At 31.4% G+C, this 16,535-nt stretch carries 14 protein-coding genes; 13 read left to right on the forward strand and 1 reads right to left on the reverse strand.

The features are described 5' to 3' along the window. The first annotated feature begins 196 nt into the window (after window positions 1-196). From B5G32_RS11215 to B5G32_RS11275, 13 genes are all read left to right on the forward strand, one after another. Window positions 197-1,006 carry an HAD family hydrolase gene (locus tag B5G32_RS11215; RefSeq protein ID WP_087936709.1) on the forward strand — a complete coding sequence of 270 codons (810 nt, stop codon included), beginning with the start codon at window positions 197-199 and terminating at the stop codon, window positions 1,004-1,006. Between the two features lie 2 nt (window positions 1,007-1,008). Then, window positions 1,009-1,953 (forward strand): AEC family transporter, encoded by a 945-nt coding sequence (locus tag B5G32_RS11220; protein ID WP_087936710.1) that lies wholly within the window; start codon window positions 1,009-1,011, stop codon window positions 1,951-1,953. A 39-nt stretch (window positions 1,954-1,992) separates the two neighbouring features. Continuing rightward, window positions 1,993-2,553, forward strand: a complete 561-nt coding sequence (locus B5G32_RS11225; protein ID WP_087936711.1) for an NUDIX hydrolase — start codon at window positions 1,993-1,995, stop codon at window positions 2,551-2,553. After that, window positions 2,534-3,265, forward strand: coding sequence for an HAD family hydrolase (locus tag B5G32_RS11230; RefSeq protein ID WP_087936712.1), 732 nt, complete (start codon window positions 2,534-2,536; stop codon window positions 3,263-3,265). Before B5G32_RS11225 ends, B5G32_RS11230 begins: the two co-directional genes overlap by 20 nt. 24 nt (window positions 3,266-3,289) lie before the next feature. Continuing rightward, window positions 3,290-3,868: a sugar O-acetyltransferase gene (locus tag B5G32_RS11235; RefSeq protein WP_087298232.1), complete on the forward strand. Its 579-nt coding sequence runs from the start codon at window positions 3,290-3,292 to the stop codon at window positions 3,866-3,868. Window positions 3,869-3,941: 73 nt separating this feature from the next. Next, on the forward strand, window positions 3,942-5,270 hold the full coding sequence (locus B5G32_RS11240; protein WP_087936713.1) for a putative ABC transporter permease: 1,329 nt from the start codon (window positions 3,942-3,944) through the stop codon (window positions 5,268-5,270). Between the two features lie 648 nt (window positions 5,271-5,918). Further along, a complete protein-coding gene (locus tag B5G32_RS11245; RefSeq protein ID WP_087936714.1) occupies window positions 5,919-6,146 on the forward strand; it encodes a helix-turn-helix domain-containing protein in 228 nt (75 codons plus the stop codon). A gap of 3 nt (window positions 6,147-6,149) precedes the next feature. After that, the gene (locus B5G32_RS11250; RefSeq protein WP_087936715.1) at window positions 6,150-7,715 is read left to right on the forward strand and encodes a type I restriction-modification system subunit M; all 1,566 of its coding nucleotides are present in this window, start codon (window positions 6,150-6,152) and stop codon (window positions 7,713-7,715) included. Window positions 7,716-7,717: 2 nt separating this feature from the next. Continuing rightward, complete coding sequence (locus B5G32_RS11255; protein ID WP_087936716.1) at window positions 7,718-8,344, forward strand: hypothetical protein; 627 nt, start codon at window positions 7,718-7,720, stop codon at window positions 8,342-8,344. A gap of 22 nt (window positions 8,345-8,366) precedes the next feature. After that, window positions 8,367-9,548, forward strand: coding sequence for a restriction endonuclease subunit S (locus B5G32_RS11260; protein ID WP_087936717.1), 1,182 nt, complete (start codon window positions 8,367-8,369; stop codon window positions 9,546-9,548). Between the two features lie 55 nt (window positions 9,549-9,603). Beyond that, on the forward strand, window positions 9,604-10,164 hold the full coding sequence (locus B5G32_RS11265; RefSeq protein WP_239386243.1) for a restriction endonuclease subunit S: 561 nt from the start codon (window positions 9,604-9,606) through the stop codon (window positions 10,162-10,164). Window positions 10,165-10,182: 18 nt separating this feature from the next. Beyond that, complete coding sequence (locus B5G32_RS11270; RefSeq protein ID WP_087936719.1) at window positions 10,183-13,338, forward strand: type I restriction endonuclease subunit R; 3,156 nt, start codon at window positions 10,183-10,185, stop codon at window positions 13,336-13,338. A 225-nt stretch (window positions 13,339-13,563) separates the two neighbouring features. Further along, on the forward strand, window positions 13,564-14,679 hold the full coding sequence (locus B5G32_RS11275; protein WP_087936720.1) for a Fic family protein: 1,116 nt from the start codon (window positions 13,564-13,566) through the stop codon (window positions 14,677-14,679). Window positions 14,680-14,924: 245 nt separating this feature from the next. On the opposite strand, the gene pdxR is transcribed toward B5G32_RS11275, so the two are convergent. Then, window positions 14,925-16,292: a MocR-like pyridoxine biosynthesis transcription factor PdxR gene (gene pdxR / locus B5G32_RS11285; RefSeq protein ID WP_343286436.1), complete on the reverse strand. Its 1,368-nt coding sequence runs from the start codon at window positions 16,290-16,292 to the stop codon at window positions 14,925-14,927. Window positions 16,293-16,535 lie beyond the last annotated feature (243 nt).

The following is a 16,535-nucleotide window of genomic DNA, read 5'->3' on the forward strand; positions in this document are numbered from 1 at the left end:
ATTACATCTTGAAATCAGAAGAAGAGAAAAGATGTTTTTTTATTGCCTAAAAACAGAAAAAGAAAAGAGCTGAAACAAAATCAACTCTTTAAAAAGTTATTTCGTTACAGCCCCTTTTTCTATTTCCATTCTTGAAAAAAGAAAGCAAAATCAATCAAAAACTTATATAATAGATATCAGTTATGGGGGTGGAATCATGCAATCAAAAATATTATTTTTTGATGTTGATGGAACATTATTGGATACTGCTAGAGGTATTCCTGACATACCACAAGGGGCTCTTTACCAATTAAAAAGAATTCAAGAGCAGGGACATAAAATATTTATATCTAGTGGTAGACCTAAAGCTATGATCAATCAGTATTTATTAAATGTAGGATTTGATGGATATATATTGGCCAATGGTGGATATGTTGAAATTGATGGGCAATCTATTTATGAAGATAGAATGGATTACAAACTATGTGTGAAAACTGTTCAGATGCTAGAAGACCTGCGATGTGACTATATGTTAGAAACAGCTGATGCGATTTATATTGATCCTAGCTATCATGAACTTTATGATTTCTTTTCTCAGGCTGGTATGAAAGAAATGTTCCAATTGGATTTTGATAAAGATGAGGTTTTAAAAAGAACAATCAAGATAGAAGCTAATGTTTTAAATAAAGATAAAGCGAAGATAGAAAATTATATCCAGGATAAATTTGGCAGTGTTATTCACCATGATGAACATGGCAGTGAAAATGCTTTTGAATTCTTTTCACCAACGATTTCTAAAGCTGTCGGCATTCAAAAAGTTTTAGATTATTATCATGTGAGTCGTCAACAGACATATGCTTTTGGGGATGGATTGAATGATATGGAAATGATTGAATATTGTGAAGTTGGTGTTGCGATGGGGAATGCTGTTGAAGCATTAAAACAAAAAGCAGATCTGGTTTGTTGTGCTATTGAAAATCAGGGCTTAGAACGTATTTTAAAAATATTATTTCCTGATGAGGTTTAAACATGGATAGTTTATTATTTAGTTTCAATGCGACAGTTCCAGTTTTCTTGATGATGGTTTTAGGAATGCTTTTAAGAAAGTTAGGGTGGATGAGTGAAGAATTTGCTTCTCAATTAAATCGTTTTGTCTTTATGCTTCCTTTGCCAGTTCTTTTGTTTCAAGATTTGGCGACAGTTGATTTTTTAGAAGTATGGAATTTTTCTTTTGTTGCTTTTTGTTTTGTTGTGACACTTATAAGTATTTTGATTGCGATGATAATATCAAAATTTTTAAAAGATAAAAGTATTCAAGGTGAATTTATTCAGGCAACGTATCGCAGTAGTGCAGCCTTGCTGGGAGTCGCTTTAATTCAAAACATATATGGAAGTTCTACAATGGGACCACTAATGATTATAGGAAGTGTACCTTTATATAATATATTTGCTATGATTATCCTGTCTTTCTATCAGCCTCATGGGGATGGAGTTAATCGTGATTTATTGAAGAAGACATGTCTAGGAATATTAAAGAATCCGATTATTATTGGGATTGCAGTTGGATTTTTATGGTCTTTATGTTCTTTACCAATGCCGACCATTCTTTCAAAAAGTGTATCCTATGTTGCCAATATGGCTACACCATTAGGTTTGATAGCGATGGGTGCTTCTTTTCGTTTGGATAAAGCTATCAGTCAGATAAAACCTGCCTTTTTAGCATCTTTCTTTAAATTGTTTGGATTCTGTTTCCTGTTTTTACCACTTGCTATCATCTTAGGTTTTCGTCAGGAACAGTTAATAGCTATTTTGGTTATGCTAGGTTCTGCATCAACAGTGACATGTTATGTCATGGCAAAGAATATGGGACATGCTGGTGTTTTAAGTAGTAATGTTGTCATGTTAACAACATTACTCAGTGGTTTTTCTTTAACATTTTGGATATGGGTTTTAAGAGTTTTATCTTTCATTTAAAATGTAAAATGTAGTAGAATAGAAAGAGGTGATGAGTTGATGGAATATTTAGATATCGTAGATGAAGTGGGAAATCCAACGGGAGAAATTGTAGAAAGAGAATATGCACATCGTCATGGCATTCGTCATCGCACTAGCCATGTCTGGTTATTAAGAAAAAAGCAGGATGTCGAAATTCTCTTACAGAAACGTAGCCTCAATAAAGATTCTTATCCAGGATGTTATGATATTTCAAGTGCTGGTCATATTCCAGCAGGAAGTGACTTTGAAACTTCGGCATTACGTGAATTAAAAGAGGAACTGGGAGTCGAGGCGACAAAGGGTGAATTACATTATATTGGTACAAGTTACAGCAATAGCCACAATGTATTTCATGAAAAACCATTTCATAATGTACAAGTTTCGCATGTTTATGTCTTATGGTATGATGGCGATTTTGTCTTGCAAAAAGAAGAAGTGGAAGAAGTTCAATGGATGCCACTTGCCAAATGCCAACAATTGGTTTTACATAAACAAATTCCTCATTGCATTAAGATAGAAGAATTACAAATGATAGATCATTATTTAAAAGGAGTCAACAATGAAAGCATTAGCCAGTGATTTTGATGGAACATTATATTTTGAAGATGGTATTAAAGAAAATGATCAACAAGCTATTGTTCATTTTCAAAAACATCATTTATTTGGATTATGTACAGGTAGACCATTGATAGGTGTACAACATTATATCAAAGATTGTATTCAACCAGATTTTTATATTGTAAGCAGTGGCGCCTGCATTTTAGATAAAGAATGTCATGTCTTATATGAACAGACAATATCTAAAGAGATTATGAAAGCTATTTATCAACAATATCATCAAAAAGCTGAAGTTTCTATTCAGGCTGATTTTCGTATTTATACATTAATGAAAGATTCAAAAATTCCAATAGCTCAAACATATGTAGAGTCTATTGATTGTATTGGAGATGAACATATTTTTGGATTATCAATCAATGCTGTTCATGAACAACAGGCCAAACAGTGGACACATAACTTAAATGAAACTTATAAAGAAATTATTGCTTTTCAAAATAAAGAATATATAGATATTGTTAAAAGAGGATGTTCTAAAGGAGAAGCAGTCAAGAAATTGAAAGAATTATTGCATTTGGATATGGTCTATGGCATAGGAGATTCTTATAATGATATTCCTATGTTAGAAAGTGCTGATTGTTCATTTACATTTCATGATTCACCACAAATTGTTCAGGAAAAAGCAACACATATCGTATCATCTATCAGTGAAGCCATTAAAATGATTGAAGATTAAGAAATGATTGAAAAGGAGAATATCATGAGTAGTGAATTAGAAAAGATGGAACGTGGAGAATGGTATGATGCCAATAATGATGCTCAATTATTAGAAATGCGCATAAAAGCTAAAGATCTATGCTTTGATTTAGATCATACAAGACCTGGGGATGTTGAAAAAAGAAAAGACATCTTGACACAGTTATTAGGTTATTATCCAGAAAATCTGGAAATTATAAGTCCATTTATGTGTGATTATGGAAGTCGTATTCAATTAGGAGAGAATGTTTTTATTAATAGCTCTTGTTATTTTATGGATGGTGGAAGTATCACAATAGGTGATTATGTTTTTGTAGGTCCATATTGTGGTTTTTATACAGCGAATCATCCTCTAGACTATCAAAAACGTAATCAGGGATTAGAAATTGCCTTGCCTATTCGTGTGGGAAGTAATGTCTGGTTTGGCGCTCATGTTTCCGTCATGCCAGGAGTCACGATTGGTGATGATTGTGTCATTGGGGCAGGAAGTGTAGTGACCAAAGATATACCACCACATAGTCTTGCTTATGGAAATCCATGTCGAGTTGTGAAACAATGGGATGAAAATCAGAAATCTTTCTGATTTTTTTCTTTTTTCTTCATGTATTATTCATATATCTATGATAGTATCATATAGACTATGTTGGAGGGAAATGATGGAAAAGTTAATTTATGATCAATTATGGATATTTTTTGTTTATTCTTTTGTCGGTTGGGTCATAGGAACTATTCTTGCGGCATATCGTCGTAAGAAGTTTGTTGATGTTGGATTTTTATATGGACCATATTGCCCATCCTATGGTATTTGTGGGGTTTTGTTTTTTATTTTATTACATGAACTTCATGATCAATGGTTTTTTATGTTCTTAGGAGGGGCAATTATTTCTTCCTTTGTTGTATATATGACAGGTTTTTTCTTACAGAAAATTTTTCACCATAAATGGTGGGATTATTCAAGAAAGAGATTCCAATTCGGTAGTTATGTGCACATGCCTTATACAATTCTTTGGGGGTTGATGGCTATCATCTGTGTTGAATTTATTGAGCCAACACTTTTAAACGCTGTTCATTTGATCCCTTCATCCGTTGGAGAGATTCTCTTGATTATTATGGGTGTTGTTATGGCAGTAGATTTTGTTGGAACAATCACAGGTATTTTAAGTACACGTTCACGTGTGAAAAAAGGTGTCATTAAAGAGGTATCAGAAAACATGCAAAGAACGGCAGATCGTTTAGGCATGAGAATATCTGAATGGACACTTAAACATTTTGTGAATGCATTTCCAAATCTTGATAAAAAAGAAATTTTAAATGAGCCAAAAGTTGAAAAAACAACTATATTTGCAAAAGGATGTTCTTTTTATAAATTATTATGGTTATTTCTTATTGGTGCATTTTTAGGAGATATTGTTGAAACATTATGGTGTCATTATACAACAGGCATATGGATGAGTCGTAGTAGTGTGATTTATGGTCCTTTTTCTATTGTTTGGGGAATTGGCTGTGCTTTATTAACTTTACTGTTATATCAGTATCGTTATAAAAGTGACCGTTTTATTTTCTTGTTTGGAACGGTTGTAGGTGGAGCTTATGAATATGCATGTAGTGTTTTTACAGAATTAGTTTTTGGAACAGTCTTTTGGGATTACAGTCATCTTCCTTTTAACTTAGGAGGACGTATTAATTTATTATTCTGTTTCTTCTGGGGAATTGTAGCTGTGATTTGGATTAAAATCATTTATCCAAAATTATCAGACTTCATTGAAAAAATCCCCAAAAAAACAGGAACAATTCTTTCATGGTGTTTTATTGTTTTTATGACAATCAATATTATCATATCAGGATTAGCTATTCAAAGATATTCAGAAAGACAGAATGGACAAATCAATGCGCAAAATCCTGTAGAAGAATTTCTAGATCAGCATTATCCAAATGAAAGAATGGAACGTATTTATCCTAATGCAAAGTTTCCACAGAAAAAATAAAAAGCCTTAAAAAGTGAAGGGGACAGATCATATCCTGACGTAACTTTTTTAAAGCATAAAAATCATTTATTTCATATATCTTGACTTTCCCTTCCATAAGACATGTATTTTGTGTATGAAAATAAATTTTTTATAATATATTGAGATGTTTTCTATGTAGTGTAGAAAGCATCTTTTTCATATTATAGGAATTTGGTTTTGTTTGGTTAATAAATGCTTAAAGTAAATATTTATAATAAGCAAATTAAAAAGTAACCAGATATATTATTTTTTGACCTAGTGCATTGTTCCTTTTCCACATTTTATGCAGATGCATGACAGTTCATCATCTCCATCGGCCTCCGCTATTTCACTTAATATGTATCCGTCCATTTCCGTTTCACATCCGCATCTGTCACACTATAGTTTTATCAGGAAGATAATGCAACTGTAGGTTATAGGGTTGTTTTTAAATGATATTGACATCATTTTATTTAGAAATATAACCTACTTTTTTAATTATCTAAAGCAATTTAAAGATATATTTGATATTTTGCTTATGATATTTGATTATTAAGATGAAAAAATAATATTTTATTAGTTGTTAAGTAAATGCTATAATAATGCTATATCATTAAAAGATATGAAGTTACGAGGAGGAAGTATGAGATGACCTATTCAGATGAAATAAAGAAAATACGTCAAAAATGTTTTTTATCACAAGAGGCATTTGCAAGGGAATTGGCAGTTTCTTTTTCAACGATTAATAGATGGGAGAATGGTAAGGTTAGACCAAATCTATTAGCAATGAAAAAATTAAAGGAATTTTGTGAAGTGAATCATATTGATTTTAATGAATTGGAAAATGAATGGGTTCAGAAAGGAAAGGATGAATGATACATGGCTTTAGATAATAAAAAAGAACAGGAAAGAGATGAGTTGCATCGTGCCATATGGGCAATTGCAGATGAACTTCGTGGAGCAGTAGATGGATGGGATTTTAAAAATTATGTTTTAGGTACCATGTTTTATCGCTACATATCAGAAAATATTACAAATTATATCAATGAAGGAGAAATTGAAGCAGGTAATATAGAATTTGATTATGCAAATATGAGTGATGAGGAAGCTGAAGAAGCAAGAGAAGGACTTGTTGAGGAAAAAGGATTCTTTATATTACCTTCTGAACTTTTTTGTAATGTTAGAAAAAAAGCACAAAATGATGAAAATCTTAATGAAACACTAGAAAAAGTCTTTAGACATATTGAAGAATCAGCAAAAGGGAGTGAATCAGAATCAGATTTTGCAGGATTATTTGATGATTTTGATGTCAATAGTAATAAATTAGGGTCAACTGTAGCTAAAAGAAATGAAAAACTTTATAAACTGCTTGATGGTATTGCAGATATGAATCTTGGAAATGTTAAGAATCATGATATTGATGCATTTGGAGATGCTTATGAATATTTAATGATGATGTATGCATCAAATGCTGGTAAATCAGGAGGAGAATTCTTTACTCCTGCAGATGTATCAGAGCTTCTTACAAGATTAGGAACAGTGGATAAAACTGAAATAAATAAAGTTTATGATCCGGCTTGTGGATCTGGATCATTACTTTTGAAAGCAGAAAAAGTATTAGGCAGAGATAAGATTCGTAATGGTTTTTATGGACAGGAAATTAATATTACGACATACAATCTTTGTCGAATCAATATGTTTTTACATGATATTGAATTTGATAAGTTTAATATTGCCTGCGAAGATACGCTGATATCACCAGCACATTGGGATGATGAACCATTTGAATTGATTGTATCAAATCCACCATATTCCATTAAATGGGCAGGTAGTGATAATCCGTTACTTATTAATGACCCACGTTTTGCGCCAGCAGGTGTATTAGCACCAAAGAGCAAGGCAGACCTTGCTTTTATCATGCATAGTCTTTCATGGCTTGCACCTAACGGAACAGCTGCAATTGTATGTTTTCCCGGTATTATGTATCGTGGTGGTGCCGAAAAGAAGATTCGCAAGTATTTAGTAGATAATAACTATATTGATTGTATTATCCAATTACCTAGTAATTTATTCTTTGGAACTTCTATTGCGACATGTATCATGGTTATGAAGAAAAATAAAAAAGATAACAAAATATTATTTATTGATGCAACAAAAGAATGTATTAAAGTCACAAACAATAATAAGCTAACACCAGAAAACATAGATCATATTGTTGATATGTTTACAAAACGAGAAGATATTAAACATGTAACACATCTAGCAAGTTATGAAGAAATAGCTAATAATGACTATAATCTTTCTGTTTCTACATATGTTGAAGCTGAGGATACAAGAGAAAAAATTGATATAGTTAAGCTTAATGAAGAAATAAAAAGGATTGTAGAACGTGAGCAAATACTTCGTGATGAGATAGATAAGATTATTGCAGAGATTGAGGGTTAATTATGTGGGATATTATTTTAAGCGTTACAACAATAATTTTGTCAATTATAGCAATAGGAATAAATGTGTATCAAAATATAAAAACAAAGAAACAAAACTTATTTGACAGAAGATTAAGATTGTATCTTGAATTAATGGATATGTGGAATCTTTATAAAAGCAATATATTTTTCTTGGATAAATTAAATCCAACGTCTATAGATGTTGTATTCAGCTACATAACAAATTCATCTACTTTCTATATGTTAGCAGATATTATGCAAACACCTTTAGACCATTCAAAAAAGGCAATGTTTTTAACAGATTGTGAAAACTTAAAAAAGGATGCTCAGGAATTTAGATTTGTTTATAATAAGAAATACAGTAAATGTGCTGATTTTATTGAGGCATATGTAAATATGATTCAACAATTTCATAGACAGCAAATATTAATTAAGTCATTTGATAAACAAAACAAAGATAATGTTGATAGAGGATACAATGCTTTAGAATACGATTATGTAGAAAAAGCATGTAAGGAACTTGCAAATAAAGGATTATTTCCCTCAATACAAAATATAAAACAACTGTATGAAGAAATAGAAAAAGAGAAACTTATAGAAAAACTTAAAAAAGTAATAAAATTTTAAAGAAGAAAGGAGGTTGAAAATAATGAGCAAATTAGAAAGATTATTAGAGGAATTATCTCCTAATGGAGTAGAAATAAGGTGCCTTGACGATTGCTGTAATTTACTTGATAAAAAACGCAAACCAATAACAAAATCAATGCGTGTGGTTGGTGAATATCCTTATTATGGTGCAAATGGGGTTCAGGATTATGTAGAAGATTATATTTTTGATGGTACTTTTGTTTTAGTTGGTGAGGACGGGAGTGTAATTACAAAATCAGGAACACCAGTTGTAACATGGGCAAAGGGTAAGATTTGGGTAAACAATCACGCTCATATCATTGAAGAAAAACAGGGAGTGATGTTGCGCTATTTATATCATTATCTTCAGACGATAGATGTAACATCATTGATACATGGAAATATACCTAAATTAACGGGGAAAGATTTTAAATCATTAAAAATAGTTGTACCTCCTTTAGAGGTACAACGTCAAATTGTCCGTATATTGGACAATTTCACAGAACTTACAGCAGAACTTACAGCAGAACTTACAGCTAGGAAGAAACAATATGAGTATTATCGAGATGAATTATTAAATATAAAAGAGGATAAAAATATAAAACATGTAGTGCTTTCTGATATAGCAAATATAAAAAATGGTAAAGATTATAAACATCTAAGTAATGGAGTTTATCCAGTCTATGGTTCAGGTGGTATAATGACTTATGTTGATGAATATTGCTATGATAAGCCATCGGTTTTAATACCTAGAAAGGGATCATTGAGTAATCTCTATTATGTTGAAACACCATTTTGGAATGTAGACACTATCTTTTATACTCAAATAGATGAAAAAGTAGTTATTCCAAAATATTTATATTATTTATTGCAAAAAGAGCACTTAGAGAATCTTAATACTGCAGGAGGAGTCCCAAGTTTAACACAAACAAAATTAAATAATGTGAAATTAATTCTTCCATCTTTACAAAAGCAGAAACAGATTGTTGATACTCTTGACAATTTTGATGCCATTTGTTCTGACTTGAATATTGGGCTACCTGCTGAAATAGAAGCACGTAAAAAACAATATGAATATTATCGAGATATGTTGTTGACATTTGCTGAAACCGGCGGCATAATCAGACAGACAGACAGACAGACAGACAGACAGACAGACAGACAGACAGACAGACAGACAGACAGACAGACAAGCAATAATTAGACTTATTCAGTATGTATTTGGCTATGCTCCTGTTAAGCTTTGCGATATTGCAACAATTACACGTGGAGGTAATTTTCAAAAGAAAAATTTTGTAGAAAGTGGAAAACCATGTATTCACTATGGTCAAATGTATACGCACTTTGGTATATATGCAGATAAAACATTGACATATGTGAATGATGAGGTGTTTAAAAAGTCAAAAATTGCACAACCTGGTGATATTATTATGGCAGTAACAAGTGAGAATATTGAAGACGTATGCTCATGTACAGCGTGGTTAGGTGATGAAGATGTTGCAATTAGTGGACATACAGCAATAATTCATCATAATCAGAATCCAAAATATTTATCATATTTCTTTCATTCATCTATGTTTTTTAATCAAAAGAGACGTTTGGCACATGGAACAAAAGTTATTGAGGTAACACCAAGCAAATTAGAAAACATAGAAATAATGTTACCTGCCATAGAAGAACAAGAAAGGATCGTTTCTATTCTTGATAGATTTGATACATTATGTAATGACATTGCTTCTGGTCTTCCTGCTGAAATTGAATCAAGACAGAAACAATATGAATATTATAGAGATAAGCTATTAACATTTAAGGAAATATAAAAGTAAGGAGGCGAAGATATGCCATACTTTAATATTGTTGCTCAGACAACAGAAAATACTGTAGTTACAGAATATGAGCCTGTAAAAAAGCGCTCTGATTATTATCAGTCTGAAGCAAATTTAGAAAAAGAATTCATTCGTATGCTCACAGAACAGGGATATGAATATTTAAATATTCATTCTGAAAAAGATTTAATTTTAAACCTTCGCGTACAATTAGAAAAGCTTAATGATTACCATTTTTCAGATGACGAATGGGATAGATTTTTTAAGAATTCTATCGCAAATCAAAATGAAGGAATTGTTGAAAAAACACGTAAAATACAAGAAGATAATGTGCAAGTTTTAAAACGTGATGATGGAAGTACGAAAAACATCACTATTATTGATAGGAAGAACATTCATAATAACTTTTTACAAGTTATTAACCAATATGAAGTTGGGAAAGATGATGGTGCTAAATATAATAATAGATATGATGTAACTATATTAGTTAATGGTTTTCCTCTTGTTCATGTTGAATTAAAGCGCAGAGGTGTTGCGATTAGAGAGGCATTTCATCAAATAGATAGATATCAAAGAGATTCGTTTTGGGCAGGATGTGGGTTGTTTGAATATATTCAGATATTTGTTATTTCTAATGGTACAAATACAAAATATTATTCTAACAGTACGAGATTTAATGCTATTAAAGACATTAAATCTCCTGCTACTGCAAGAAAAGGTAAAACAAGTAATAGTTTTGAATTTACAAGCTTTTGGGCTGATTCTAATAATCATGTGATTTCTGATTTGATTGATTTTACAAGAACGTTTTTTGCAAAACATACAATACTTAATATCTTAACAAAGTATTGTATATTTACATCAGAAAATATGCTGATGGTTATGCGTCCTTATCAGATAACAGCGACTGAACGCATTTTAAATCGTATTGAAATTGCTAATAATTATAAAAAATATGGAGATGTAGCAGGTGGAGGATATATATGGCATACGACAGGATCAGGTAAGACTCTTACTTCCTTTAAGACTGCAAGATTGGCATCCCAACTATCATATATTGATAAAGTGTTATTTGTTGTAGACCGTAAAGATCTAGATTATCAAACAATGAAAGAGTACGATCGTTTTGAAAAAGGTGCAGCGAATAGTAATACATCAACTGCAGTATTAAAAAGGCAGTTAGAAGACAAAAATGCGCATATTATTATTACAACCATTCAAAAATTGGCGACTTTTATTAAAAAGAATAAAGAACATGATGTTTATAATCAACATGTTGTGATTATTTTTGATGAATGTCATAGAAGTCAATTTGGTGATATGCATGCTGCTATTGTCAAAAGTTTTAAGAAATATCATTTGTTTGGATTTACAGGAACACCAATATTTCCTTTAAACACAGGAAGCGTGAAAAAAGCACAGTTTTTTACAACAGAACAAACATTTGGTGATCAATTGCATGCATATACCATTGTTGATGCAATCAATGATAAGAATGTCCTTCCTTTTAGGGTTGATTATATAAAAACAATGGATATGAATGAAGATATTGATGATGAAAAAGTATGGGATATTGACCGTGAAAAAGCAATGATGGCCCCAGAAAGAATCAAACTTGTTACGAAGTATATTCTTGATAATTTTGATAGAAAGACATATCGAGGTGATAAAACATATATTTATAATTCACTTATGAATATTTCTGAAGTTGCATCTGGTAAAAATGGTGCAGTAGAAGAAATTAAACAGAAACAGCGTATTAATGGATTTAATTCTATTTTTGCAGTTGCTTCAGTACCTATGGCTAAATTATATTATCATGAATTTAAAAAACAGATGGAAGAAGATCCAACAAAGAAATTACGTATAGCAACTATCTTTAGTTATGGGGCAAATGAAGCTGAAGTTCAAGATGATACAAATGGTATTCTTGACGAAGAAAATTCAGAAGATACATCTTTACTTGATCAATCCTCAAGGGATTTTCTTGAAGATGCTATCAATGATTATAATGAAATGTTTCATACGAATTATTCTACCGATGGTGATAAATTCCAGAATTATTATAAAGATGTTTCACTTAGAATGAAGAATAAGGAACTTGATCTTTTGATTGTTGTTAATATGTTTCTTACTGGTTTTGATGCAACAACGCTTAATACTTTGTGGGTAGATAAGAACTTAAAAATGCATGGATTAATTCAGGCATTTTCTAGAACAAATCGTATTCTTAATTCCATTAAGACATTTGGAAATATTGTATGTTTTAGAAATCTTCAAAAACGTGTTGATACTGCTATATCACTATTTGGGGATAAGAATGCTGGTGGAATTGTTCTTCTTAAAGGATTTAATGACTATTATTATGGTTATGAGAGTGTCGAGGGAAAAGTATATCCTGGCTATGTGGATATGATGACTGAATTATTATCTGATTTTCCATTGACTGATTCACAAATTATAGGTGAACAAAAGCAAAAGGATTTTATTTCTCTTTTTGGAGCAATTCTACGTATGAGAAATCTTTTGTCAACATTTGATGAATTTGCTGGTAAAGAAATGATCAGTGAACGTGACTTACAGGATTATCTGGGTAGATATCAGGATTTGCGTGATGAGTGGTATGAAAAAAATAAAAAAGGTGAAAGTAAGAATATTATTGATGATATCGTATTTGAAGTTGAACTTATTAAACAAATAGAAATTAATATTGATTATATTTTGATGCTTGTTAAAAAGTATCATGATAGTCATGGTGAAGATAAAGAAGTTCTGATTACAATTACTAAGGCTATTGATGCGAGTCCTGAACTACGTAGTAAAAAAGCACTTATAGAAACTTTTATTGCTGGAATTAATGATGTTCAAGATGTGATGGCAGAATGGCATGATTATGTAGCTAAAATGCGTGAAGAGGAACTTTTAAAGATAATTGAGGAAGAAAAGCTTAAAGAAGTAGAAACAAGGAAATTTATTGAAAATGCATTTAGAGACGGCGAAATTAAGACGATTGGAACTGATATTGACAAGCTTATGCCACCAGTATCTCGTTTTGGTAATAGCAATAGATCTATTAAAAAGCAAAATGTTATTGATAAGCTAAAATTATTTTTTGAAAGATTTTTTGGTATTGGAGAATCGTTTGTTGAATCAGATAACAACTTATAAAGGGAAACAAGATTTTCCTAGTCCAAATATCTATTTTTTGTAAACTTAAAATAGTATTGCTAAGTTCGAATAAAAGTGAAGCTTTTGGTGAAGTAGTTTGTGGTCTTGTTACAAGAAAACCATATGTTAGGTATACAGAAACTTTTTTGACTTTTGGTTATTTTAATACCTATGAATAAACAGATAATGATTTAAAATAAAAAAAGAAAATATGAGGTGGTAAACATGAAAAGAGATCCATTTAAAGAGTATTTGAAAGAATCAGAACCAGAAAAAGTTGATAAAAGTTATGCTTGGAGTACTGCCATCGGACTTCAGGCTGTGGATGGTTTGAAGCCTTCAAAGTATTTGATTGATACTGCTCTCCAAAACATCGAGGGTAAAATCACAATTAAGGAAGCACAAAATCTTATTGAAAGTTATTATAAGGAAAAACCTGTACATCTGTCAAATGAAGAACGCACAGAAGAAGCAGATAAGGTATCTTCTCGAATTGCCGAGATACTTTCTGAAACTGCGTTTTCATTTTCGCCTAATGAATATATTTCCATCCATCGCAAACTCTTTCAGGGAATATATAGTCATGCTGGGAAGATTAGAAATTACAATATAACTAAGAAAGAGTGGGTACTTGACGGTAAAACTGTGATATATGGTAGTGCTTCAGAGCTTAGGGCAACACTTGAATATGACTTTTCACAGGAAAAAAGCTTTAGTTATAGAGGTCTATCAATGGATGAAATCATCCATCATCTTGCGATATTTGTTTCAAGACTATGGCAGATTCATATTTTTGGTGAAGGTAACACAAGGACAACAGCGGTATTTTTTATTAAATATCTTAGAACACTTGGTTTTTCTGCAACTAATGATATCTTTGCCGAAAATGCCTGGTATTTTAGAAATGCACTAGTCCGTGCGAATTATACCAATTTGCAAAAAGGAATTCATGAAACAACGGAATACCTTGAAATTTTTCTCAGAAATCTGCTTTTAAATGAGAAAAATGAACTACATAACCGAGATATGCATATAAGTGGATTTTTAAATACTAAAAAAGTGGACATTGGAAGCACAGAAGTGGACATTCAAGATACAAAAGTGGATATTGAAAGTACACTTTTAGTAAAAGAAAAAGATTTATCCGTTAAAACGGCAAATCATGTTCGTAGATTATTTGAGAAATTCGGGTATGATGAAGTATTTGGTAGAAGTGCAGTCATGAAGGTCATTGATTTGAAGCAATCTGGTGCCTCTAAGCTTCTTTCCAATTTAGTACAGAAAGATATTATAGAGCCAGTATTTGGTCATGGAAAAGGTAAATATAAATTCAAAAAGTAAGCATCAAGATGGAGAAGATGCTAAACATCATGAACTGTATGAAAAACTTTTGAAATGAGGCTACTGCAATCCCACGGGTTTTAGACGGTTGGTTAAGGTAAAAAAAAGCGGAAGCTTATGTTATACTTCTGCTATGGGAATATGGAAATCAAAGAACAGGCACAAATATCTGTTGCAGTAGTATGCAAATATAGAAAGACGTTGCTGCCATCCAAGCAAATATCAGATGATATAAAGCAGTTTTCTTATTCCATTAATAACTGACATAGTAATTGAACGGCTAACGGAATATCTTCAATTGAAAGTCCAGAATAGTTAATCACGATTGTATGTGAATCAAAAGGTTGGTCATAAAATTGGGAAAGCATGCTCATGTTGATTCCTAAATCTTGAGCACGTTTTAAAATAAATTCATCGCTATATGGCAAAGAGAAATGAAGTAGAAAATGTAAGCCTGAGTTTTCTTCAGTAATTGTAATTTGGGAAAAGAGAGGACTTTGTGAAAGTTGGAGAAGAAATTCATCACGGATGGATTTATAGTAGTTACGCATACGATTAATGTGTTTTTCAAAGTGATGGTTTTGGATAAACTCGGCAAGAATAATCTGTTCAAAGCTTGATACACTACATGTATAGAAACCTAATTTTTGTTGGAAAATTTGAACGAGATGAGGTGGTAAAATCATATAACTAATACGAAATGAAGGGGCTAGTGTTTTAGAAAATGTATTCATATAAATCACATGTTCATTTTGATCAATTTGAAAGAGTGGGGAAAGTGGTTTTCCTCGCATACGAAATTCACTATCATAATCATCTTCAATAATATAACGATGGGATTCTTCTGCCCATTGAAGTAATTCTAAACGTCTTTGTATGGGCATTGTGATACCTGTTGGGAAATGATGAGCAGGAGAGATATGCACGATTTGTGCCTGACTTTCTCTTAGTGCCTTTATATCAATGCCTTGTTGATCTAAGGGAATGTAATGATAATTGACATGATTGATGTGATAGACTTGGGAAATACTGTGATGACCTGGATTTTCTAAGGCATATATCTGATCTCTTCCTAGTAATTGAATTACTAAATTATAAAGATATTCACTTCCAGCTCCAATAATCACCTGATCAGGAGAAATATTCATTCCACAAAAGGCATAAAGATGTGAACAGATAGCGCGTCTTAAAGATTCGCAACCTTGATGTGGAGAACGTGAAAGCAATTCTTGTGATTGAGATGAAAGGACTTGACGTGTCATTTTAGACCATGTAGAAAATGGAAAATGCAAAGAAGATACAGAATTTGATTTTAAATCTATACGATAATGAGTTTGTTTTGGTTTTGTCATAACAGAAGAATGATTTTTTATATAATGGGGATAATGAAGTTCACTTACAAAATATCCTTTTCTTTCTTTAGAATAAATATACCCTTCAATTAGAAGCTGATGATAGGCATTCTCTACAGTAATAAGACTGACATTTTGATTTTTCGCAAAAGCACGTTTAGAAGGTAATTTTTCATGAGGTTTGAGTTTTTGATGAATAATATCATTTTTAATGCATTGATATAAATATTCATACAGGTATATCCTGTTCTTTAAACGAATAAGTTAACATATTTTTCATCTCCTTGATATTATTATACTCAATCTGGATATATAAAAAAATACAAAACTGGATATTTTCATAAGACCAATAATCATATATACTGTTAGTTATACGGAGAGTGATAAGTGTGAAAAATAATTTGACCCAATCGTAAGTAAAAGCACAAAAAAAGACGAACTTAAAAACAAGTTCGGTTTTTCTTAGAAAAAACAGAATATTATTTAGGAATATCTTGAATTAAT

Source organism: Massilimicrobiota sp. An80 (assembly GCF_002159255.1).
GTDB classification, from domain to species: Bacteria; Bacillota_I; Bacilli_A; order Erysipelotrichales; family Coprobacillaceae; genus Allocoprobacillus; species Allocoprobacillus merdigallinarum.